The organism is Streptomyces sp. NPDC058955 (assembly GCF_042741435.1).
GTDB lineage: Bacteria > Actinomycetota > Actinomycetes > Streptomycetales > Streptomycetaceae > Streptomyces.
In genome coordinates, this window is record NZ_JBHYKM010000037.1 from 1 (window position 1) to 21,677 (window position 21,677).

The window sequence follows — 21,677 nt, forward strand, 5'->3', positions numbered from 1 at the left end:
CCCGAATAGTCCTTCATCGCCATCGGCGGTCTTCTCGCTTCCTCCGGATCAAGCAGATCCAGTATCAGCGTGTCCACCACTCAGGGGGAGGCCCCGTCACGTATCGCGGCGGCCCGTAGCCCCAGTCATCGGCTTCGGCGAAGGGTTCCTCGCCATGCACGATGTCCACTGGGAACGCCGAGCGTTTCAGCAGGAAGCCCAGCAGGTTCCAGGTCTGATGCGTGGTGAAATGACGCGCTTCGGCCAGCGTCGTCTCCTCTGCCTCCTGGACGTCCTGGTACTCCTCGGCGAGCTCCAGAGCCCACTCGGGATCCTTCAGGGCCCGGGTCAGTTCTTCGGGTGTGACGCGCAGGTACTCGCCGTTCATGCTCATGGGCGGCAGCTTATGGACAGGCACCGACAGCCGGTCCGGCTGGTCATCACGTACTTGCGGTTCGGTGCCGACCTTGCGGTGTATTGCCGGAGGTGCTGCTGGGCGAGGAAGCGGTCGTAGCCCTTGTCGCCGTGGAGCTTGCCCGGCTTGCGCCACCGGGGCCCGCGGCGGGAGCGGATCGGCGGTATGCCGTGCACCCGCGGGATCAGGGCCTGGTTGTCGTGCAGGCTCGCTGCCGAAATTCCGAAGCCGTCATCCGCAACGGCCGCCTCGTACCATCCCCGGCCCGCCAGCCAGGTCTCGAGCCAGCTGTCCGCATCCACGAACCACGCCCGGGCCCGTCCTGCCCGCTGATCGCGTTCGGCTCGAAGGAGTACGGCTTGGTCATCTGCGGGCGGTCGGGCGCATGGGACCCCACCCGCCTGCGCACGGCGCAGTCCCACTGCCCCGGCAGGTCATCGGCGCCTACTGCCCGACGACTGAACCCGGTAAGTGAACCTGGCGGGTGAGCCCGGCGACAGGGGCCGTCCTCGTCAGCGTGTCGCCGGGGTCTCTATGTCGGTGCGCGGCTCGGGACGGCGCGGAGGTCCGTCGTCGGGGTACGCGGGTGCCGGGTGCCCGCCCGCTTACACGGCCGGGTTGAGTTCGGCTTGGCCGAACAGCAGCGCGTAGCCGGTGGGGAGCTGGTGGAGGATGCGGGTGACGAGGTCGGGGCCGGCGTGGGCGGCGACGGCTGCGAAGACGGATCCGGTGTCCCAGCGGGTGGTGGCCAGGGAGGCGCCGGAGCGGGCGGCGAGGTCCTTGACGAAGGCCCATCCGGTCAGTGGCTGGGTGTCGGGGATCTGCACGGTCAGGAGACGTGCGGCCTCCAGGGGCAGGCGGGCGGCCAGGTCGACGCGTTCGTCGCCGGTCAGTTGGCGTCCCAGCCCGCCAAGGACCAGGCGGACGGCTTCGTCCGCTCGCTCGCGTGTGGGGTAGGCGCCTTCGTAACGGACCTTCTCCAGCATCTGCTCGTACGCCGTCCCGTACGGCTGCCGGTACTCAGACGGTGCGCGCACGTCGGTGATCACTGTGGTGCATGCCTTTCGTGAAGCCGGGGTGGAGCGGTGCCGGTGTGCGGCACCGCTGGTCAGGTGGGCTGGGGGCGGCCGAAGAGGAGGTCGTAGCCGACCGGGAGCTGGAGCAGGATCTGCCCCAGCAGGTCCTCGCCCGCGGTGTCGGCGACCGTGGACAGCACAGCGCTGACGTCCCAGGTCGCGGTCTGCTCGGTGGCGCCCTCGATCCAGGCCGCGGTCGCCCGCACGAACCGCTCCGGTGGCAGCGGTTCGGCGCTCTGCAGCGGGTTGAGCAGGATCAGGGCGAAGTCCTCCGGCAGGCGGGCCGCGAGCCGGGCGCGGACTTCGCCGACCAGGTGTGCGCCGAGCAGGGCGAGGACCACGCGGGCCGCGCGCTCGGCTTCCTGCACAGTGCCGTACTTGCCACGTTCCTTGACGTGATCGAGGAATGCTTCGCGTCGCAGAGTCATCTCGGCCGCCACCCCTTTTGGTTCTTCGGATTGCCCATGGGGGTGCGGAGAACGGGTTGAGGGGGGAGATCGCGTGCCCGTCCTCCGCACCTGTCCGGCCGGTGTCAGCCGGAGATCTCCTTGTGGCCGGTCCCGACGCCGATGGAGATCTTGCGGGGCTTGGCGCGCTCGGCGATCGGGATGCGCAGCGTGAGCACGCCCGCGTCGTAGTCGGCCTGGATGTGCTCGGTGTCGAGGGTGTCGGCGAGCACGATCTGGCGGGAGAAGACGCCCAGCGGCCGCTCGGACAGTTCCATCTGTACGTCGTCGGCCTTCGCCACGGGCCGTCGCTCGGCCTTGACTGTCAGCATGTTCCGCTCGACGTCGATGTCGATCGCGTCGGGGGTGACGCCCGGCAGGTCGAAGGCCACCACGTACTCGTCGCCCTCGCGGTAGGCGTCCATCGGCATCGCCGACGGCCTCGACCAGGTGCCCGGGCCCAGCAGCTGCTGCGTCAGCCGGTCCAGCTCACGGAAGGGGTCAGTGCGCATCAACATCGTGAAAACACCTCCAGCAGGTTCAGGCAGTTGCTGCCAATGCGCCTCACTGACACCGTTGTAACATGTCATCCAATGGATGACAAACATGAAGTCGTCGATCCGATGACAACCCGAGGGAAGTGCCCGTGACCCCGGCCGACCAGCCGTCTTCGCCCAGCGCCGACGCCCCCAGTCCGGTGCCGTTCCTTGCCGCCGCGGCGGCCCTAGCCGCCATCGACGACGCCTTGCGCGTCGCCCAGCAAGAGTCCAAGGGCGTCCCCGATACCCCCCGTCCCGGGCCGGAGCAGGCGCTCGCCTCCCTGCTGCTGCTGCGGCAGGTCCGCGAGCAGCTCGCCGGGTGGGAGACCGGCCTGATCGAAACGGCCCGCGACGCCGGCGCAAGCTGGGCCGACCTCGCCCAGCCCCTCGGCGTCGCCAGCCGTCAGGCCGCCGAGCGTCGCTACCTGCGCGGCCGCCCCGGCGCGGCCGGCACCACCGGCGAGCAGCGAGTGACGGCCACCCGCCAGGCCCGGGCCGCTGACCGCACCGCCGCCGCCTGGGCCCGCCGCAACGCGGCCGACCTGCGCCGCCTCGCCGGCCAGATCACCGCCCTCACCGACCTGCCCCCCGCCGCCCGCCGCCCGCTCAGCCGGCTCCACGCGGCCCTCGCCCACGACGACCCCGCCGACCTCATCGCCCCCCTGGCCGCCGCCCGCCCCCATCTGGCGGCCGCCCACCCCGACCTCGCCGCCCGGCTCGACACCCTCACACCCCCCTGACCCCGCCCGCCGCACCACGACGACAGCCCGGTCAGCCCCGCCCCAGGTGGGTGAACGAGCGGAGACCTGGCCTTTGCGGCTTGTCTCGGCCGGTGGTCAGGTCACGGAGTAGAAGCGGATGGCGACCTCGGAGTCGTCGCCGCGGGCGAGGCCGATGAAGACGGTGCGGGCGAGCCAGAGGTGGGCGGGGGCATCAGTGCGGAAGACGGGGGATGTCCGGTAGTACACGCCTGCCTCGGACACCTGCAGGGCGCCGTCGTACTGGGCGGGGGCGGTGGGGTCGTCCTCGTGGTAGTAGCCCCGGTTGGTGATGTCGATGACCGCGCCGTCATCGGCTTGAAGGAGGTACCGGGCATCGAGCTGGTAGACACCACGGCGTCTGTCGCACCAGTCGCCGCCACCGGCCAGGACCTTGCCGCGCAGGCTGGGGCCGTCCACAGTGCCGCCGGTGATGGGGACGTACTCGGTGACTTCGCCGGCGCCGTGCCCGATATGGAGGGAGGGAGCGAGGAAGGCACGGACCTCGAAAGCGAAGCGGAGGGCGGGGGTGAAACCTGGCCTGACGACGGGATGCGACTCTGGGGCAATCACGGCACTCCGTAAAGGCTGCGGGGCTGGCGTGGCGGTTCGGCAGATCCTAGACAAGCCTTGCCCAGCGCAGTCAACGGTGTTGACGTAGTGCAGTCGTGCCCGATCAGTTGGTGGCCGCTAGGGCGGCGGTGCGGGCGCGGTCGACGTCGTGGCGGCGGGGCCGGGTGCCACTGTCGGAGGGCGACCCGCGCAGTGGCACCAGAAGCTCGCCAAGGCCCTACGCCACTGGTAGCCGTCGGAGTCCTCCTCAACGGGACATCTGGTCGACGGCGCGCCGCGGCGACCGGCGCGTGGGCCACGTTCTGGAAGACCTCCACGCCGCCGGCACCGTTCTGGCCGCCGCCACCTGCACCCGGCGCCGGCTGCCCGCAGGGCTCGTCGCACGGCCCGGACCACGACCGACGCCTGCGGCAGCCGACCGCATCAACCCTGGGGTGTAAACCCGTGGGTCGACGCCCTCACGAGTGATTAGCCCGTGGGCCGATGCTGCGCGGGAGGGGCGCCTGACAGTGTTCCCCTGTGCCCGCGGACTGACCGTCGCGGCACGGTCGACGTTCCGTCACCACAGGAGGGCCCATGACCATCACGCCGTTCAACTGTCAAAAGAGCATGACGCGCCGCAGCGCGCTGAAGGCCGCGCTGGCCACCGGGGCCGCCGTGCCGCTTGCCGCCTTCGCCGCTCCCGCGTGGGCGGGACCGGCCGCGGCCGGTCCCGCCGCGACGCGGCTCACGCTGCCCGAGCCGACCGGACCGCACCCGGTGGGCACGGTCCAGCTGCACCTCGTCGACCGGTCGCGTCCGGACGACATCGCGGGCCCCGGGCACTTCCGCGAGCTGATGGCCACCGTCTGGTACCCCGCCCGGGACGTCCAGCGGTACCCGGTGGCGCCCTGGATGCCGACCGGCGCGCTTCAGGCGTTCCTCGCCGACGCCGGGTTCAGCGACCTGGCTCCCCTGGGGCCGTTCTCCGCCGGCCACGTGGGCGCTCCGGTGAGGCGATCGGGCCGACGGCTGCCCGTGGTCGTGTACTCGCACGGCGCCCGCAGCCACCAGGGCGACCACACCGTCATGGTCCAGGAGCTCGCCAGCCACGGATACGCGGTGGTGACGGTGGCTCACCAGTACGACACCTACGCCGAGTTCCCCGACGGTCGGATCGCCGTCCCGCGCCGCGACAGGCAGGCGCCGATACGGCCCGGAGACTTCGCCGCCGACCTGCGCTTCATCCTCGACTGCGTGGAGCAGCTCGCCGGCGGGCGCAATCCCGACGTCGACCACAGGCAGCTCCCGGCCGGCCTGCTCGGCTCCCTCGACCCACGGCGCATGGGCGCGTTCGGCTGGTCGAAGGGCGGTACGGCCACCGCCTGCGCCATGCTCGCGGACGAGCGCATCCGGGCCGGGCTGAGCCTCGACGGCCCGATGGAGATGAACCCGCCTCTGGCCGAAGACTTGGACCGGCCCTTCATGATGATGTCCGCCGAGTTCACCCGGGCCACGCATCCCGCAGCCGCCGCATTCTGGTCACACCTGCGGGGCTGGCGGCTGAACATCCAGGCCCAGGGCGCCGTCCACATCTCGTACGGCGACAACGAGGCGCTGTTCCCTCAGGTGGCAAAGCTGTTCGGATGGAACGAGCAGCAACTCCAGGACGTGATCGGCACCCTCGATCCCGACCAGGCGGTCAAGATCCAACAGGCGTACCCGCTCGCGTTCTTCGACGAGCACCTGCGCCACCGTCGACGGCACCTGCTCGACGGACCGTCCTCAGCCTTCCCGGCAGTAGCCTTCCTCCCCTGAGCACCCCGGACCGCGGCGCGCCTCGGTCCCGACTCTCGCGCCGGCACCGGAGTCCCGGGGTGCATGCCCAAGTCCAGCGATACGAGACGTGACCGGCGGGCGCGAAGGCGATCCGTTCCTCGCGGTCGTGCGACTGAAGCCGGCGAATGTGCTGATGGCCGCGGAGGGGCCGTGTGTCATCGACTTCGGGATCGCCGCCACGGCTGCCTCGGCATCCGGAACGTGGACCGAACCGCTCACTGCGAGCGGTGAGGTGATCGGCTCTCGCCCGGCTTCATCGCGGCGGAGCAGATCGAGGTCGGCGGCCGTCTCGGCAGCCACTCGGACGGGTTCGCGCTCGGGACGCTCCTCGCGCCGGCGGCCACGGGCGGCCGTTGCCCCTTCGGGGCGGGGTCAGCGCCTCAGGTGCGGTACGGACCCCTGCACGAGGATCCCGGCCTGCCGAGCGCTCCAGGCGAGGAGTGGTCTGTCTTCCTGGACCGCCCCACGGTCCCGTGCGGGAGTCTCGTAGGCCGGGGCGGCGGGCTGGAGGATTCGTTGCGCCGGCTGGGCGATGAGGATGCGGGCGAACGTGTCGCTCTGGTTCCGGCATCACTCCTACCTGCACGAGGTACTTGGTCCACTCCGGCAGACGGGCGTCCAGCCTCCTGCGAAGCTCTGGATCAGGGACGCCCACCCCGCCCCGCCGATGGGAGACTCGGACCATGTGCGAAAGCGGCTCTCCAGTGCCACGTTCGCGGGTCGGAACGACTCCCGTGGTGGGGCGGGTAGGGATCACACCACATTCGATGACGGGCAGCACCGCACCTGAGGAAGGCTGATATCGCGTGCCGTTCGGGGCTGGTCCACGCGGCAGGTCACGACGACCGCTCCCAGAGCGCGGGGCTCGCGGAGGGCTCCCAGCCCGGCTGCGAGGTGTGGGCCTGCAGGCAGCGGTAACCACTCCCGCCGTAGGTGACCACGGCGTAGGCGACGCCTGCCTGCCAACTGCCCGACGAGGTCGGGCTCGGAGTCGGGGTCGGGGATTGGGTCTGAGTCGGGGACGGGGTCGGCGTCGGGCTCGGTGAGCCGGTGGTGCCGTAGACCTTGAGCTCGTAGAGCGAGTAGCCGTACGGGGTGGCCCGCTGGGTGCCGTAGACGCGGACGTAGCGTGCGTCGCCCGTCACCGCGATGTCGTCGGTGCCGCCGTCGCCCCCCGTGACGGTGGCGAGGTCGGTCCAGGTGGCGCCGTCGGCGGAGGACTGGATCCGGTAGGCGGAGGCGTACGCGGCCTCCCAGTCGAGGCGGACGCGGGACAGCGCGGCGGTGGTGCCGAGGTCGACACGGAGCCATTGGGGGTCGGAGCCCTCGGCGGAGGCCCAGCGGGTGGCGCTCTGGCCGTCCACGGCCAGAGCGGGCTCGAAGCCCGGGCCCTCGGTGGAGGAGGCCGTGGCCGGCCGGCCCTGGGAGAGCAACGTCTCGGTACCTGGTGCGGGGGCGGTGGTGACGGAGAGGGGCGTGGACGCGGCGGAGCGGTTGCCGGCGGCGTCCCTCGCCCTGACGGTGTAGCTGTACGGGGTGGCGGCGGCGAGGCCGGTGTCGGTGTGGGTGGTGCCGGCGACGGTGGCGACGAGGGTGGTGCCGCGGTAGACCTCGTACCCGGTCACGCCGACGTCGTCGGTGGCCGCGTTCCAGGCCAGCGAGGCACTGCCGGCGGTGGTGCCGGTCACCCGGAGTCCGCTCGGGACCGTCGGCGGCTGGGTGTCGGTGCCGGGGGTGCCGCTGGTGAGCTGGTAGGCGCGCATGTTGCGGAGCAGCAGGTAGGTGTCGCGCAGGGAGCCGGAGGTGTCGCCGAGGGAGCGGTAGATGCCCCACTTGGGTCGGACGCGGTCGGCGAGGAAGGTGTCGACGCCGGTCTTGGTCGCGTCGACGACCGTGGTGGCGCCGTTCTTGACCACCCAGCGCACCGAGCCCGCGGTGCCGTCGCCGATCTTGATCTCGTACTCGATGTCGATCCATTTGTTCTGGAGGGGTTCCAGGTTGGTCCTGCCGACCAGGACGTCCCCGGCGATGACCTTGTGCTCGATGGTCTGCACGCCGTTCACCCGGCGCAGTGAGGTGACGGTGATCGGGGAGCTGCCCGTGCCAGGCTGCTTGGTCTGCATGATGTGGGTGAAGCTCGTCGTGGCCATCAGCGAGCTGGGGATGTACATGGAGTACGTCACCCGCCAGGTCTCGCCGAGCTTCCACTGGAGGTAGCTGGAGGACGAGGTCCGGTTGCCGGTTACCTCGTGGCGCTGCCGGTCGGTGGACGTGTCCCGATCGACCGTATGCATGTCGAATCGGTAGGCGCCGTTGGCGACCTTGATGTGCGGTCCGCCCGCGGGGTGGGAATCCGCCCGGTCGTCCTCGATGGTCTCGAAGGCGTCGAGACCTTGGACTGCCGGATCGGGGGACCATCGGAGTGTCCAGACGGGTGCGGCTCCGGCGGGACCGGAGGAGAGCAGCGGCCCGAGCGGGGCCAGAAGGAGCGCGGCCAGCAGGAGCGGCAGCGCGCGGCGATGCTTCATGCGTCACCCCTTGAGAGGTTGTCAGGTACGCAACATGCTGCCCGAGGGGTGGCATGACAGTAAAGCTTCCTAACAAACAATGTGGAGGTGAGATCCCTCCGCGGCCCACGTCGGACTCGGCCGGCCACCAGGGGCCTGGACGGCGCTCGCGACGCCGCCAACGTCGGCCTGGCGGGCTTCCGGAACGGACGCGGACGGGTGCAGGTGCAGGTGCGGGTGCGGGTGCGGGTGCGGGTGCGAGAAAGTCAGCCGTGGAGCCGGAGGAGGTGAACCTGCCCTTGGCAAGGGTGGTGGCGTGGTTGGCCTCGTCTGCCGGGTCGGCGAGGCCGTGTGGCGCGAGGAGGGCGCCCGTACGTTCCCGGGAGGCAAGTCCGATGACCAGGCCTCAGAAGACCCGACGCTGCGTCGGGTCCATACCGGCTGTGGGCTCTGCAAGGAGCAGGACCTCGGGTCCATGGACCAGGGCGTAGGCGACGCCGACGCGGCGCAGCTGACCGCCGGACTTCCCGCCGTTCAAGACCGTCTACGACTATGACGCAGCGAGGGAGGCGGACGGAATCAGCCGGGCAGGGCCACGATGTGTGCTGCCTGTCCGGCTGGGGACGCGACTGCTCCGCACGGAGTGCAGGCCACGATCACTGACGTGAAGCGGCGTCCAGAACTCGTGAAGTCTTCTCGCCCCAGCGCTCGCTAACCGCCGCTCAGACTGGTCGCCGAACGCTGTCACTGACGGTGTACGAAACCAAGCGCCTGGGTCGCGGTGGTGGCAGGGCTGAGGGCGCTCTCGATCGGGGTGTCCCACTCGATCAGGGCGCCAGGGAACCAGGTGACCGGCTTGGTGTCTCCACGAGTGTTCGCCCAGGCGGCGAGTCGTAGGGCGGCCTTCCGGTCGGGCAGCAGACCGCGTTCATCAGTATCCACTCCGAGGTGGAGCCTGCCCTCCTCGTACAGACCGTTGCAGAGCCAGGTGTGGAGCAGGCCGTGGTCGTACCGAGTACCTCCCAGCCGAGCTTGTGCCCGTCCTCGGCCACCTCCCGGGCGGCCTCGCCGGCGTCCTGACCGTCGAGGTGGGCGAGCAGCACCGGCTCGTCCGTCCCGGCCGCGCGGATGTCGGCGACGAATCCGCCGACATGTTCGGAGGGCACCGGCAGGGCGTACATACGTGCCTCCGCAGGCAATCGGAGAGGCCGGCAGGCCGCGAGTGCCTCTTGCACCGTGCCGAACCAGCAGCCTTCACCCGGCAACCGGTCGATCAGACAGTCGGACGCCGAGATCAGCCGCTCTGTACGGGGCAACCCCGAGAGCTTGAGCTCCTCGGGTACTGCAACGAAGTACCCAGCGAGCAGCATCTCGCCGGGCACGTCGGCATCGGAAGGAGGACGGTCCGTCATGCGTGAACCGTACCCGTCCCGTCTCATGAGACCTGGGTTCCCGTTTTCTGGAACGAGGAAGGCGTCTGGTTCTCCTTCGAGGTGGACGCCGATGGCTAGGCGAGCCGACAAGTCGAGTTGCAGGGTCGTCACGGTTCCACCGCATCGAAGGGCTCGTTGTCCCAGCGCCAGCCGGCGGTACCGTCGTCGTGGATGTGCAGCATGAACTCGTCAACGGGATTTCCGTCGGGAAACGTCAGGGTGAGCACACTGCGGATGCGGAGGTAGCACTCGTCGATCTGCTCCCAGTCCTCATCGTCTACGGCCCGCTCCTGCTCGCTGAAGAGGGGGCGAAACTCGTCAAAGCCTGGAAGCGCTTCGACGTCGGCGTACATCCAGGGCCAGTCGGCGCCGGTCACCGCCAGCCGGGCAATCTCCTGGTCGCCGTGGTGGAGCCGCCAGATGCCACCGGTCGTCACGTTCGGGTTGGTCATGTCTCCCATGATGGGGATGGGCACTGACAGACGGGGAGCGAGATCACCGTGACTTCCCGGTCGCGACGACGACCCGCTCCTGCAGCGGAAGCTGATGGGGAGCGATATTTGAGCCGCCGTGCCAAGCAACTCGCTGCTGTCCTCGCTCGTGAACCCACCGGGCGAACGATCCCGTGGTGCCGGAGGTTGGCTCGCACGACCTCGTGCAGCCGTGTCAGGTCGTACTGGACATCGCCGAGGGGCCAGCGCTGCTGCTGACGGCAGACGTCTTCATGGTGTGGAGTGGTGCGGACGACGAGGCCGTGGATGTGCCGTCGGGGCGTGCAGAGGCGGCAGGCCGGGCGGCGCCATGGCTCGACCACCAACCTCCTCGGTGGCGGGCGGGAGGTGTCGGGGCGGTTCGCTGAACCTGCCCAGCGGCGACATCGCAGCCGAGTCGGGCATCGACGGCTGCCTTCCGCCGGTGCGTCGGCGGCCGACGTGCGACCGCTCGGTCACCCGTCCCTTCGTGCGGTGCTCACCGTCCCCAGCCGCGTACGTCTCCCGCAGGTTCGTCTGGGAGCCGAAGACCGCCTCCGGGTGCATCGTGTGTCTCTTCGTCGCGGGCTCCTTCCCGCTCGGCGTCCTGGGCGAGCGAGCTGTGGGAACGGCGCCTTCCAGCGCGTCGACGCGCTGTCGCGCGATGGCCGAGACGGTCTTCACAGCCATGCCGCGCCACTTCTCTGCGCTGATCGGTGGCGCTGTCAGCCTTGACGGCAGCGGTGGTCGTGGCGGCGCGTACGGTCGGTCCGTCGGCTGGCCCCGCCCCGGGGATGAGGGCCCTCAAGTCTCGAGTACAGATCCACCACGGCCACACACCTGCTCCGCCCTGCCGGAGGCGCAGGGCGGAGCAGGGCAGGGCAGGATGGGGCAAGGCACGGGCCGTTGGCATCACGGTTCGAGGTCGACGACCCCCTTGCCGCTCAGGATGTCCAGCGGTACGGAGACCTGGTCGTGCGTGATCAGCCATGCGCCGTCGATCTTCCGGAAGCCGAAGGTGGCCCGGACCCACATGCCGGCCGCCGCCGTCCCGTCGGCCAGCGTGCCGCTGAGGCGGCCGAAGCCGTGCAGGAACGCCACGTCCTCACCGACCGTGGGCATCAGGTCGCGTACCTCGTAGGTCACCTCCCGGAAGAACGTGAAGACGTTCGCCCAGTTCTTGAGCTTCGCGTCGATCCCCACGTGCTGGAGCGGCGGATCGATGTCGAAGGACACGACGTCCGGCGAGTAGAACCGCCTCAGGCCCTCGAGGTCCTTGGACCGGATCGCGTCGATGATCCCGTCGATGTGGTGGCGGATCGCGGCTTCGTCCGTCTCGCGCTGCGTGGGGGTGGCCGTCCGTCCTTCCGTGCTGCGGGCGACGACGTGGTCCAGCAAGGTGTCGAGGGCGTTGATGTGGTGGGAGGCCGGCTTGAGCGTCGCGTGGTCCTCGAAGTCGGTGTGCAGGGAGAGCGAGACCTGCGGGGTCACCGCACCCATCTGGAGGAGCTCGCACAGTGCCCGCAGTTGCCGGGCCGCTTGGGTGCCGCCGTCGACGCCGTAGGAGACGAATCCGACGGCCTTGTGGGTCCACTCCGCGTGCAGGTAGTCGATCGCGTTCTTGAGCACGCCGGGGATCGAGGCGTTGTACTCGGGGGTGACCATGACGAATCCGTCGAAGCGGGCGATGGTGTCCGCCCATGCGCGGGTGTGCCCGTGCTGGTACCGCCCAGCGAGCGCGGGCAGCGGCTCGTCCAGATGGGGCAGGCGGTGGTCGAGCAGGTCGATCAGCTCGAACGTGGCGTCGCCGCGGCGGGCCGCCCGCTCCTGGACCCATCGGGCGACCTGCTCGCCCTTGCGGCCGGGGCGGGTACTGCCGACGAGTATGCCGATCCTGGTCATCGCTGTCTCCTGAGGTGTCCCGCCCGGGGTCTCCGGGCGGTGGCGTCTTTGACCGGTACGACGACACGACCCCGCGAAACGTCAGGGAGAGCCGAACACCTGACAATCGGAGGTGCTGTCTCGTCGGACCGCTGAGGGACGATCCGAGAACAGGGAGCCACGGAAACCATGACCGATCACGCGACGTCACGGCACGACGAGTCCGACGCGGGCTTGGACGCGATCATCAGCGAGCGGCGGCGGCTGATCGGTCTCGCCTACCGGCTCCTCGGTTCCCTGGCCGAGGCCGAGGACGCGGTCCAGGAGACCTACACCCGCTGGTACGCCATGTCCCGACAGCAGCAGGACGCCATCGAGTCCCCCGGCGCCTGGCTGACGACGGTCGCCACCCGCGTGTGCCTGGACCTCCTCGGCTCGGCGCGGGTCCGGCGCGAGCGTTACATGGGCGAATGGATCCCGGAGCCGCTGCCCGAGCGGACCGACTGGATCAGCGGGCGCCCAGGCGGCGCCGCGACCGATCCCGCGGACCCGGCCGACCGGGTCACGCTCGACGAGTCGGTGAGCATGGCCTTTCTCGTCGCCCTCGAATCCATGACACCGGCCCAGCGCGTCGCGCTCATCCTGCACGATGTCTTCGGCTACCCGTTCGCCGAGATCGCCGGGATCACCGGCCGCACCCCGGCGGCATGCCGCGAACTGGCCTCCGCCGCCCGGCGCCGCGTCCGCGCCACCCTGCCGCCTCCGGCCCCGGCAGCCCACCAGGCGGGCCTCGTCCGGGAGTTCAAGCGGGCTTGGGACGCGCAGGACATCAACGCGCTGCTCGGACTCCTCGCCCCCGGCGCGACGCTCACGGCGGACGGCGGCGGCGTGGTCGCCGCCGCGCTCCACCCGATCGAGGGCGGCGAAGGGATCGCGCGCTACCTCACCGACCTCGCCGTCCGGGCGTCCGGCGGCCTCACGGTCCTGGAGCGCATGGTCAACGGCCGGGCCGGTCTGGTCATCGAGTATGCAGGCGTCACCGTGGCCGTGTACGCGTTCGACGTCGCGGACGGCCGGATCACGCACATCTGGGCAGTGCGCAACCCCGACAAACTCCGCCCGTGGACGGCCGGCTGACCGGGCTGGGCTCCGCAGGCGCGGAACCTCCTGCGACCAGGGGCTCAGCCGCCCCCGTACGACGCGGCCGCCGACACGCCGTACCGGCAGACACGGTGTGCGGAGCTTCCCCCGCGCACAGCAGCCGACGTACCCGAGTCACGGGTGGTGGGAGTGTACGGCGGCGGTGGACGGCAGTGGTCTCGCAGTCGCCGTCCACTCCCCGACGTAGCCGCAGTGGATGTCGGGCCGTGGTGGCCTCCACAGCCAGAGGACGATCCACCGTCGATCAATGGCCGCCCACGTCGATGCTCGTCCTCTCTCCCCCGTATCCAGTCCTGTGGCGTAGAGCCGTTGCTCCTTCGGCCGCCGCGACAGCGGGACCGACACCGGCACTCTGCGGGACCGCTGCACTGAATGGTGGAGCGACGAATCGGTTCGCCCGACCCGGCGGAGTGAAGCCCCGCGCGCGGGGCCGCTGGCGGCGTCGCGGCCGATGGCAGCCTTGGCGGCGCGAGGGCGTGCGAAGGACCCGCCCCGCCGAGCAAGGAGATCCCTACCATGAGGACGTTCACGCGTCTCGTCGCCGTCGCCGCCTGTACGGCCGCGGCCGCGCTCGCCGTCGTACCCACGGCGCAGGCCACGACGGCCACGCCCGCCGCGAAGGCCGCCGCCGGCTGCCGCTACTACTACACGAGCTACTTCACCGGCCCCAACGGCGAGAAGACCGGCAGCGGCGAGTACGCCGAAGGCGACCACGACCCCGAGGGCCGCATCTGCCGCAACGGCTGGTGGGTGTCCCCGTACGAGCTGGACGACTTCCGCTGACCCGGCGGTGACGCGGGGGCCGCTCCGGCGGCCCGCCGCCCACTCCCCACGCGCCGGCTCCGCCCCACACCCCCTACACCACTCCGCGCCCCTTCCGGTGTCCGGCCGCATCGCGCACCGGCAGCATGCGGGACAGGCACAGGCAGGTGCGCTGATCCGGACCGACCACTTCAGGCTCGACGAACACCAGCACGTCCGGGCAGCCGTAGATCACTTCTGTATCCACCACACGACCCAAGCAACCGCCGCGGAGCCAGCAGCCGTGGCGCTCCCACGGACGAGGCCGAAGACGGCGGCGCGGGCCATACGGCGAGCGGTCTGTCGGTTCCGGTTCTTCTTCTTGCGCTCGTGACTCACGTGAGCTCCCTTGTGCGACGTCACCAGGCGAGATGCCGGGCGGGAGGACCGAGCGTGCGGCCCGTGCGATGTTTCCGTCCGAACCGGCGGGCACAGCGGGCGCTTTGGTCCTACGCTGCTGGTCAACATGGGTGCCCGATACTCCCGCCGCGGGCGGCGTCGCCAGGCGGGCAGCACCGTGGAGGGGGACTGGTGAACGAGCAAGGGCGCACCTTCTACGACCAGTTGCGAGCCTTGGAGAAGCGGGCGGAGGCAGCTTGTCGCAGGGCGGGGCGGCCCTACTCCCGTCGGGAGACGGAGCACTCCCTGCGAGTCGCGCCGTACCACGTGAAGCTGAGTGGGCAGCGCATCAGCGACTGGCTCCCGGACGACCCCTCAGCGGCGCGGACACCTGGCGCGGCCAGCAGCGAGAAGGTCTGGGCGTTGGTGCGGTTGTGGAGCCAGTGGGCTGGGGAGGAGCCCAGAGAGCATTACTGGCGCACGCTGTTGGACCGGGCCCACTCGACCCACACCGTCCGCGCCACGCGCACGTCGCCAGGTCACCCGGTCGGCATCTTCACCGATCCCTTCGCGCTCGAAGTGCACAAGGCGATCGAGGCCGAGTCGGCACGTGCGGGATCGCTGCCGGTCCTGCCCCCGTACATCGCCCGGGCCCACGACGTACGCCTGCGTGCGATCGTGCGCGAGGCTTTGGATGGCCTGAGTCGTGTGGTGGTTCTGGTGGGCGGGTCGTCCACGGGCAAGACCCGCGCGTGCTGGGAGGCTCTGAAGCTCCTCCCTGACGACTGGCGGTTGTGGCATCCCATCGACCCGTCCCGCCCGGAGGCCGCCCTTGCGGAGATGCAGGACATCGGCCCCCGGACGGTGGTCTGGCTGAACGAGGCCCAGCACTACCTGCTCACCCAGTCTTCGGACATCGGGGAGCGTGTGGCCGCTGGGCTGCGCGAGCTGCTGCGGGATCCGGGCCGCGGGCCCGTGCTTGTGCTGGGAACCATCTGGCCGGAGTACTGGGGCGTGCTCACCGCTCCCCCTGACCCGAGCGACCGGTCCCGGGAGGACTCTCACGCTCAGGCCCGGATGCTCCTGGCGGGCCATCAACTACCCGTCCCGACCGCGTTCACCGACCAGAACGACATCGATGCCCTGCGGGCGGCTGCCGCCGCCGATCCACGGCTCGCCTACGCCGCGGCGCGTGCGGAAGAGGGCCAGGTCACGCAGTATCTCGCCGGTGGACCGGCTCTGCTGGAGCAGTACCACACGGCTCCGGACGCGGCACGGGCTCTGATGGATGCCGCCATCGACGCCCGCCGGCTGGGGCTCGGCCCGTCGCTTCCTTCCATGCTGCTGGAGGCCGCCGCGGGCGGATACCTCACGGACAGCCAGTGGGACCTGCTCCCCGACCACTGGTTCGAAGAGGCTGTCGCCTACGCCGTCCGCCCCGTTCGCGGAGCTCGCGGCGCGCTGACGAGAGTGCGCTCCCGGCAAGGCGACATCGCGGCGGCTCATCCGCGCTTTCGCCTTGCCGACTACCTCGAACAGCACGGCAGCCGCGGGCGAGCCGCCGTTTCCCCGCCGGCGATGCTGTGGAGCGCATCCAGTGAGCACATGCCTGCGTCCGAGCACGCCGAGTTGGCCGAGAAGGCCGCGCAGCGCGGTCTGTGGCGGATCTCCTATGGTCTGTACAGGAACTTGGCGGTCGGCGGCGACACCGACGCCATGGACACGATCGTCGACCTCCTGTCGGCCATGGGACGTTGCGACGAGGCCCTCGCCTGGCGCCGCTACGCCACTGCATCGGGCCATGTCGTGGACATCCGGGCCATCGCCGACTCCCTGAGCAGGTTCAGGGGTTACCCCGAGGAGGCTCTCTTCTGGTATCGCCTCCTGGCGTCCGAACGAGAGACCATCGCCTTGCCCTCTCTGGTGCGCCTGCTGGCGGGTATGGGGCGTACGGATGAGGCCGTGGCCTGGAACCTTGAAGCGGCCAAGGCCGGAGTCCCGGTCGCCGCCCGGGAACTGGCTGAGCAGGCGGCGGTCGAAGGCCGCTCCGAGGACGCTCTCACGTGGTACCGGTGCATGACAGAACACGGGGACGGAACCTCCCTGCGGGGCATCGCCGCCATGCTCGTTCGACTCGGACGCAACGAAGAGGCGCTCACCCTGCTCCAGGAGCGGGCTGAAGCCGACGACGTCTCCGCCATGGGAGAGACCGGCTGGCTGTTGGCCGAGTGGGGACGCCCCGAGGAGGCCCTCATCTGGTTCCGGCGTGCTGTCGCAAAGGGCGACAGGTTCGCCTATCGAGCCGTGGCACGGATGTTGGCCAGGACGGGAAGGACCGACGAGGCCCGCCTCTGGTATCGGCGAGCAGCGGACGAAGCCCATGATCCCTTTGCCCTCGAAGAGGCGCGGCAGCTGAACCGCCCCGTCCAGGAGGACCGGGAAACGGTTTGGGGCGGCAGTACGCAGGCGGACTACTTCTTCGCGGTGTCCGACGTGTCACTGCTCCTGGCGACGGAGCACAGCACTCCTGTGCAGCTCGACGAAACAGAGTTCTCGCTGGGCCACGACGACTTCGCCCGGACGCTACGGTCGCTCGTCCTGGCTGGACGCGACGGGGGCGCGTTCGACGTCCTGGGCAAGGCCGCCGACGAGTGGAGCGTCGATCAGGTCCTGGCGCTGCTCCGCGAGCATCGTCTCGTCGACCAAGCGGTCCTGTGGTGCCAATCCCGTGGGGCTTCGGGTTCGTCCGAGGGCGACTGGTGGGGAACTGCCCACCGTCTCCTGTCAGCGGACGGGCGGACGGATGAAGCCGAGCGCCTGCGGCGATACGGCTGGGAGCCGGACGGCAGCGTCGCGTCCGACTGGGAAGCCCTACCTCCGGAATCCGCGCTTCGAGCCAACCCCTACCGCCGGCATGAAGCGGACGTGGCCACGACGGTCCCGGCTTCCCTTGAAGGGAGCGGGCCGCCACGGCGGTCGAGCCTGCGGCGCTTGGCGAAGCACGTACGGAGCTCGTTGAGAGTCTGAGCAGATCACCGAACTCTCGCAGGAGGCTTCCGCAGCGTCGTGCATGGCCAGGCCGACCACGGCCGGGCCCGGCCTTCCTCCCTCTTGCGGAGACGGTCCTGCCGGTAGCCCGGCGGGCCCGTCACGGGCTCTGCTGGAGTCGCTCCGCGGCCTGAGCAGGGGTGTCGTAGTAGCCGGGGCGCGCCAGCAGGACCGAGCTGAAGTGGTAGCCCTGTTCTTCCTCGGGTTCGTCGTCGGCTGCGAAGGGACGCCAGAAGCTCAGCAGCAAGTCCGGGGCGACGAATGAGGCATCGTCGTCAGGATGTTCCTCGATCGAGGTGAACTCGCCCATGCGCCGGACGACCTCGCGGGCCGGAGGCGCGAACACGTCCACGCCCTGGAACAGCACTCGGTCCGTCTGGGACAACGGCCTCCACAGCTCGATGGCTTCGAGCGTGTCTCGCACGCAGTGGATGCTGACCATCAGCCCGCTGGGACGGACGACGTGCTGCCCGGGCCGGTCGGAGTCCGAGATCGCGGAGAGATCGCGGAGCGAGTCCAGCGCTGCGTTGGCCGCGTGCCGAGTCATGCCGATCCGCAGCGGTCCGACGCCGGTCGGCGGGGTGAGGTCGAAGTCCATGTGGACATGATTCCAAACGCGTCGGTCACGACAGCGCCGCCGTTGCGCTGTGTGGAAGGCGGGCGGGCGGGCCGGGGTGTGTCCCGGCCCGCCCGTGTGGAGAGGAGTCACGTAGGTCTATCGCTCGGTGTCCGGGATCCAGGAGCCGTGGATCATCGCCGGGACGCGGCGCGGGAGGTGGACGGTGGCGATCGGGGGCAGGTCCAGGTCGGAGGCGTCGAGGACGAGGAGGCGGGAGCTGTCGGTGGTGAGGTCGCCGACGACAGTCAGGAGGTAGCCGCCGTCCTCCTCGGTGGCCGTGCCGGCCGGGACGAAGACCGCCTCGCTGGGGAGGCGCCCGGTGCCGAACGGCCTCAGCTGCCGGGCGCCGGTCACGCGGTCGTACTTGACCAGGGCGTGGGTGCCGTCGCCGAGGTCGTCAGGGAAGGAGAGCGCGTACTGGTAGCGGTGCTCCCGGCCGAGGAACGCGTCGTTGATGGTCGGGAACTCGACGGTCAGGTCGTCCGTCCGCTCCTCCGTCACGCGGCCGGCGGCGAGGTCGACGGTCCAGCGGGTGGAGCGAGAGCCGGAGTTGGGCTCCGCCCCGCGGTCGGTCGCGCCGACCCACCAGTTCCAGGAACGCTGCCAGCCGTCGCGGCCGACGGCCGGGCCCTCGACGACGATGCGGCCGCGGGTGTCCTCGTACGCGTTGGCGAGGTGCATGGCGTACCCCGGCGCGATCTCGAACCAGCGGACGCGCCGGGCGCCGCCCTCGCCTCGGGGCATGACGCCGATGCGGGTGGGCTGCTCGTCGCTCCAGGCGTACGGGATACCGGAGAGCTCGGCCGGGTCGAAGGCCACGGAGCCCTCGATGAAGACGACGTGGTGCTCGGTGAGGGCGAAGTCGTGCTTCAGGGCGGCGGTCGCGCCGGGGACCTCCTGGCTGCGCAGCACCGTCCCGTCGGGCGAGGAGACGTGGTGGATCAGGAAGGGCGGGAAGGGGGACGAGGCGAAGAAATGGAGCTCGCCGGTGGCCGGGTCCGCCTTCGGGTGCGCGGTCATGGCGGAGGTGAGCCTGCCGTCCCAGTCGAAGGCGCCGACGGTCTCCAGCTCGGGGGTCAGCTCGAAGGGGAGGGCGGACTCGCAGAGGGCGAGGAGGCGGCCGGCGTGCTCGATGACGTGGGTGCCCGCGGTGCTGGCGGTCAGGTCGGGGCCGTGCTCGGTCATGTAGGGGGCGCCGTCGAGGGCCGGGGTGCGCACCCAGCGGTTGCGGTACCACTCGGCGCGGCCGTCGCGGAGGCGGATGCCGTGGACCATGCCGCTGCCCTTGAACCAGTGGGTGGGGGTGATGCCGGGCTTCGGGTTGTGGCTGTTGCGGATCAGGCGCCCCGTCAGCTCCGGCGGCAGGGTGCCCTCGACGGTGAGGTCGGTGGCGGTGGTCTCGTCGGCGACGGGGGTGTAGTGGCCGGTGAGGTAGGGCTTGGCGGTCATGACGGGGTTCCTTCCGGTTCGGCACGGGTGGGTCTGTGGGCAGGTGTGTCCATGGACGGGTGGGGACGGCAGCCGGGTGGTCTACGGACGGGTGGGGAGGGCGGCCGGTGATGAGTCGGGTGGGAGGGCGAGCCGGGGGTGGTCAGGCGCGTTCGGCGGTCGTCCTGAGGGCGGCGAGCCAGTTCTCCAGGGACTGCCGAAGGGCCAGGCCGAGCGCCTCGCGCTCGGCGTCGACGGGGGCACCGCTCCAGGACTCCTCGGTGCGGACGGTCACGGTGCCGTCGGCGCTCTCCTCGAAGGTCCACACGTGGATGCCCTCGATGCCGTGGGCGGGGCCGCCCCAGACGACGCGGCGGCCGGGTACGAGCTCCAGAACGGTGGAGGTGATGTCGAGACCGTGGGTGTGCCAGTGGAAGACGGACCCGGCGGCGAGCGGACCGGAGCACTCCGCGCGGGTGATGTCCGGGTTCCAACTCGGCCAGACGCTGACGTCGGTGTGGAGGTCCCAGAGCGTGGCGAGCGGGGCGCGGACGGTGGTGGCGAGTCGTACGACGGCGGGTGCGGTCTCGTCGATCGTGTGAGTCGGCCGGGGAGTCGTCTCGTGGTTCATCAAGGGCTCCTTCATGGGGTTGTTGTGGGTGTGCGGGGTATGTGGATGTGCGGGTGTACGGGTGTACGGGGTGTGGGGCTCGGGTTACGAGTCGTGGGGCGTGCCGTGGGAGGTGGGCGTGTCGGCGGCGGGAAGGGCGACGGCCCGTGTCGCTACGGCGCGGCGGGACAGCAGCGGGGTGAGCGCCGTGGCCGCGGCGGCGAGCAGGGCCACCAGGAGGAAGGCCGTACGGTGGACTTCGGCGAGCCCCGCTGCCCCACCGCTGCCGACGTCGGCCGAGGGGACGGCTGTGAGGGCCGTGGCGAGGGTGCCGAGCAGGGCGATGCCCACGGCCCCGCCGAGCTGGCGTGAGGTGTTGACCAGGCCGCCGGCGGCTCCGGCGTCGGCCGGACGGACGCCTCCGACCGCGGCTGCGGTGAGCTGCACGAAGGCGATGCCGAGTCCGAGGCCGATGAGGACGGTTGGGCCGGTCAGGGTGATGGCGCTGGTTCCCGGCGTGCTCAGGAACGCCAGCCAGGTCGATCCGGCGGCCTGGAGGAGGAACCCGCCGGCGAGGGTGCGGTACGGCCCGAACCTGCCGTCCAGACGCGGGGCGAGGGCGGCGCCGAGCATGTTGGCGGCCAAGGCGAGCGGGATCTGGGTGAGGCCGGCTGTGAGGACGCTCGCGCCGAGCACCTGCTGCTGGAGCAGCGGCAGGAAGAAGAACAGTCCGGCCCACACCGCGCCCAGGAGGGCCGTCAGGAGATTGGCCGGGGCGACCAGCCCTTGCCGGAGGAGCCCGCGGGGCACCAACGGGTCCGGGTGGTGCCGTTCGGTCCGCAGGAAGAGGAGGGTCAGCGCTCCGGCCGCGGTGAGCGTCCCGAGGATGTACGGGTCGGTCCAGCCCGGTCCGCGGGCCGCCGTCAGTCCGTGGACGAGGGCGACGATCGCGGTGGTGACGGACAGGGCGCCGAGGACGTCGGCGCGGGGACGCCCCACTCCCCCGGGACGCCCGACTCCTCCGGGCCGTCCGACTCCTCCGGGCCGTCCGGGATCCCCCAGCCGTACGGAGCCTTCTCGTCGCCCGCCGTGCGCGCCGTGATCCGCGAGGCGGGCGTCGGGCGGCAGGAGACGGAGCGCGGCGGTGAGGGTCAGGGCCGCGCCGAACGCACAGGCGTGGAAGATCCACGGCCAGCCGAACGCCTCGGTCAGCGCCCCGCCGAGCAGCACCCCGGCCGCACCGCCGGCCCCCGAGACCGCGCCCCACGCCCCGAGGGCTCGGGCCCGGCCGGCGCCCGGCGGAAAGAGCCGGACGAGCAGGGCGAGGGCGGCCGGCGCGGCCGCGGCGGCGGCGAGGCCCTGGGCTGCGCGAGCGCCGATGAGCAGCCAGGGCGTGGCAGCGAGACCGGCCGCCACCGAGGCGACGGCGAACAGTCCCAGTCCGGCGACGAGGACCCGCCGAGCCCCGGCCAGATCGGCCGCCCGGCCGCCGAGAAGCAGCAGCGCCCCGAACGCGAGGCCGTACGCGTTGACCACCCAGGCCGTGTCCGTGTCGGACAGCGTCATGCTGTCGCGGATCGGAGGCAGTGCGACGTTGACGACGGACGTGCTCAGCACGACGACGAACTGCGCGGCGGCCGGTGCGGCGAGGAGGCGCGTGTCCCCGCTCGTCCGTTCCGCGTCCTTCGACCGCTCCCCTGTGCGTTCCATGACCTACCCCCCAATCTATTGAGTGGTTAACCACTCACTCTTTGGCTCTGAGAGAGGGCGACCTCG

At 70.9% G+C, this 21,677-nt stretch carries 18 protein-coding genes and 3 pseudogenes; 5 read left to right on the top strand and 16 right to left on the bottom strand.

The window, feature by feature from the left end; all coding sequences use genetic code 11:
* Positions 1-94: 94 nt before the first annotated feature.
* From ACFW1I_RS16770 to ACFW1I_RS16790, 5 genes and pseudogenes are all read right to left on the bottom strand, one after another.
* A pseudogene (locus tag ACFW1I_RS16770) lies at positions 95-367 on the bottom strand (DUF1877 family protein); the annotation flags it as partial.
* A gap of 80 nt (positions 368-447) precedes the next feature.
* Positions 448-618 (bottom strand): annotated as a pseudogene (locus ACFW1I_RS16775) (IS5/IS1182 family transposase); the annotation flags it as partial.
* A 381-nt stretch (positions 619-999) separates the two neighbouring features.
* Positions 1,000-1,443: a DUF2267 domain-containing protein gene (locus ACFW1I_RS16780; protein ID WP_384670372.1), complete on the bottom strand. Its 444-nt coding sequence runs from the start codon at positions 1,441-1,443 to the stop codon at positions 1,000-1,002.
* Positions 1,444-1,502: 59 nt separating this feature from the next.
* Positions 1,503-1,898 carry a DUF2267 domain-containing protein gene (locus ACFW1I_RS16785; RefSeq protein ID WP_384670373.1) on the bottom strand — a complete coding sequence of 132 codons (396 nt, stop codon included), beginning with the start codon at positions 1,896-1,898 and terminating at the stop codon, positions 1,503-1,505.
* Positions 1,899-2,002: 104 nt separating this feature from the next.
* Positions 2,003-2,434: an Hsp20/alpha crystallin family protein gene (locus ACFW1I_RS16790; RefSeq protein WP_384670375.1), complete on the bottom strand. Its 432-nt coding sequence runs from the start codon at positions 2,432-2,434 to the stop codon at positions 2,003-2,005.
* Positions 2,435-2,562: 128 nt separating this feature from the next.
* On the opposite strand from ACFW1I_RS16790, the gene ACFW1I_RS16795 reads away from it, so the two are divergent.
* Complete coding sequence (locus tag ACFW1I_RS16795; RefSeq protein WP_384670376.1) at positions 2,563-3,195, top strand: type III effector protein; 633 nt, start codon at positions 2,563-2,565, stop codon at positions 3,193-3,195.
* 96 nt (positions 3,196-3,291) lie between these two features.
* Here the strand turns inward: ACFW1I_RS16795 and ACFW1I_RS16800 are convergent, their stop codons facing one another.
* On the bottom strand, positions 3,292-3,786 hold the full coding sequence (locus ACFW1I_RS16800) for a DUF3237 domain-containing protein (RefSeq protein WP_384670378.1): 495 nt from the start codon (positions 3,784-3,786) through the stop codon (positions 3,292-3,294).
* Positions 3,787-4,395: 609 nt separating this feature from the next.
* On the opposite strand from ACFW1I_RS16800, the gene ACFW1I_RS16805 reads away from it, so the two are divergent.
* Positions 4,396-5,583 carry an alpha/beta hydrolase family protein gene (locus ACFW1I_RS16805; protein ID WP_384670379.1) on the top strand — a complete coding sequence of 396 codons (1,188 nt, stop codon included), beginning with the start codon at positions 4,396-4,398 and terminating at the stop codon, positions 5,581-5,583.
* A gap of 857 nt (positions 5,584-6,440) precedes the next feature.
* Here ACFW1I_RS16805 and ACFW1I_RS16810 read toward each other — a convergent pair.
* From ACFW1I_RS16810 to ACFW1I_RS16830, 5 genes and pseudogenes are all read right to left on the bottom strand, one after another.
* The gene (locus ACFW1I_RS16810; RefSeq protein ID WP_384670435.1) at positions 6,441-7,367 is read right to left on the bottom strand and encodes a discoidin domain-containing protein; all 927 of its coding nucleotides are present in this window, start codon (positions 7,365-7,367) and stop codon (positions 6,441-6,443) included.
* A pseudogene (locus ACFW1I_RS16815) lies at positions 7,350-8,132 on the bottom strand (Tat pathway signal sequence domain protein); the annotation flags it as partial. The gene ACFW1I_RS16810 and the pseudogene ACFW1I_RS16815, both read right to left, overlap by 18 nt.
* Positions 8,133-8,938: 806 nt before the next feature.
* Positions 8,939-9,523: a hypothetical protein gene (locus ACFW1I_RS16820; protein WP_384670380.1), complete on the bottom strand. Its 585-nt coding sequence runs from the start codon at positions 9,521-9,523 to the stop codon at positions 8,939-8,941.
* A gap of 128 nt (positions 9,524-9,651) precedes the next feature.
* Positions 9,652-9,996 (bottom strand): hypothetical protein, encoded by a 345-nt coding sequence (locus tag ACFW1I_RS16825; protein ID WP_384670381.1) that lies wholly within the window; start codon positions 9,994-9,996, stop codon positions 9,652-9,654.
* A gap of 930 nt (positions 9,997-10,926) precedes the next feature.
* Positions 10,927-11,916: an NAD(P)H-dependent oxidoreductase gene (locus ACFW1I_RS16830; protein WP_384670382.1), complete on the bottom strand. Its 990-nt coding sequence runs from the start codon at positions 11,914-11,916 to the stop codon at positions 10,927-10,929.
* A 168-nt stretch (positions 11,917-12,084) separates the two neighbouring features.
* Between ACFW1I_RS16830 and sigJ the strand changes: the two genes are divergently transcribed.
* Complete coding sequence (sigJ, locus tag ACFW1I_RS16835; RefSeq protein ID WP_384670383.1) at positions 12,085-13,032, top strand: RNA polymerase sigma factor SigJ; 948 nt, start codon at positions 12,085-12,087, stop codon at positions 13,030-13,032.
* A 540-nt stretch (positions 13,033-13,572) separates the two neighbouring features.
* Positions 13,573-13,839, top strand: coding sequence for a hypothetical protein (locus ACFW1I_RS16840; RefSeq protein ID WP_384670385.1), 267 nt, complete (start codon positions 13,573-13,575; stop codon positions 13,837-13,839).
* Positions 13,840-13,912: 73 nt separating this feature from the next.
* Here the strand turns inward: ACFW1I_RS16840 and ACFW1I_RS16845 are convergent, their stop codons facing one another.
* Entirely contained in the window at positions 13,913-14,053 is a 141-nt protein-coding gene (locus ACFW1I_RS16845) for a hypothetical protein (protein ID WP_384670387.1), read from the bottom strand.
* Between the two features lie 335 nt (positions 14,054-14,388).
* Between ACFW1I_RS16845 and ACFW1I_RS16850 the strand changes: the two genes are divergently transcribed.
* Entirely contained in the window at positions 14,389-17,223 is a 2,835-nt protein-coding gene (locus tag ACFW1I_RS16850; RefSeq protein WP_384670388.1) for a tetratricopeptide repeat protein, read from the top strand.
* Positions 17,224-17,344: 121 nt separating this feature from the next.
* Here ACFW1I_RS16850 and ACFW1I_RS16855 read toward each other — a convergent pair whose 3' ends face one another.
* The 4 genes from ACFW1I_RS16855 to ACFW1I_RS16870 form a co-directional block, all read right to left on the bottom strand.
* The gene (locus ACFW1I_RS16855; protein WP_384670390.1) at positions 17,345-17,842 is read right to left on the bottom strand and encodes a hypothetical protein; all 498 of its coding nucleotides are present in this window, start codon (positions 17,840-17,842) and stop codon (positions 17,345-17,347) included.
* 117 nt (positions 17,843-17,959) lie between these two features.
* The gene (locus ACFW1I_RS16860) at positions 17,960-19,312 is read right to left on the bottom strand and encodes a carotenoid oxygenase family protein (protein ID WP_384670391.1); all 1,353 of its coding nucleotides are present in this window, start codon (positions 19,310-19,312) and stop codon (positions 17,960-17,962) included.
* Positions 19,313-19,454: 142 nt separating this feature from the next.
* Complete coding sequence (locus ACFW1I_RS16865; RefSeq protein WP_384670393.1) at positions 19,455-19,922, bottom strand: SRPBCC family protein; 468 nt, start codon at positions 19,920-19,922, stop codon at positions 19,455-19,457.
* Between the two features lie 84 nt (positions 19,923-20,006).
* Positions 20,007-21,611 (bottom strand): MFS transporter, encoded by a 1,605-nt coding sequence (locus ACFW1I_RS16870; RefSeq protein ID WP_384670395.1) that lies wholly within the window; start codon positions 21,609-21,611, stop codon positions 20,007-20,009.
* Positions 21,612-21,677 lie beyond the last annotated feature (66 nt).

Coding starts and splice junctions, on each gene's coding strand:
- ACFW1I_RS16805 (WP_384670379.1), top strand. CDS start 4,396: ATGACGCGCCGCAGCGCGCTGAAGGCCGCGCTGGCCACCGGGGCCGCC.
- ACFW1I_RS16830 (WP_384670382.1), bottom strand. CDS start 11,916: ATGACCAGGATCGGCATACTCGTCGGCAGTACCCGCCCCGGCCGCAAG.
- ACFW1I_RS16825 (WP_384670381.1), bottom strand. CDS start 9,996: ATGACCAACCCGAACGTGACGACCGGTGGCATCTGGCGGCTCCACCAC.
- ACFW1I_RS16870 (WP_384670395.1), bottom strand. CDS start 21,611: ATGGAACGCACAGGGGAGCGGTCGAAGGACGCGGAACGGACGAGCGGG.
- ACFW1I_RS16855 (WP_384670390.1), bottom strand. CDS start 17,842: ATGGACTTCGACCTCACCCCGCCGACCGGCGTCGGACCGCTGCGGATC.
- ACFW1I_RS16790 (WP_384670375.1), bottom strand. CDS start 2,434: ATGTTGATGCGCACTGACCCCTTCCGTGAGCTGGACCGGCTGACGCAG.
- ACFW1I_RS16820 (WP_384670380.1), bottom strand. CDS start 9,523: ATGACGGACCGTCCTCCTTCCGATGCCGACGTGCCCGGCGAGATGCTG.
- ACFW1I_RS16860 (WP_384670391.1), bottom strand. CDS start 19,312: ATGACCGCCAAGCCCTACCTCACCGGCCACTACACCCCCGTCGCCGAC.
- sigJ (WP_384670383.1), top strand. CDS start 12,085: ATGACCGATCACGCGACGTCACGGCACGACGAGTCCGACGCGGGCTTG.
- ACFW1I_RS16865 (WP_384670393.1), bottom strand. CDS start 19,922: ATGAACCACGAGACGACTCCCCGGCCGACTCACACGATCGACGAGACC.
- ACFW1I_RS16810 (WP_384670435.1), bottom strand. CDS start 7,367: ATGCGCGCCTACCAGCTCACCAGCGGCACCCCCGGCACCGACACCCAG.
- ACFW1I_RS16785 (WP_384670373.1), bottom strand. CDS start 1,898: ATGACTCTGCGACGCGAAGCATTCCTCGATCACGTCAAGGAACGTGGC.
- ACFW1I_RS16840 (WP_384670385.1), top strand. CDS start 13,573: ATGAGGACGTTCACGCGTCTCGTCGCCGTCGCCGCCTGTACGGCCGCG.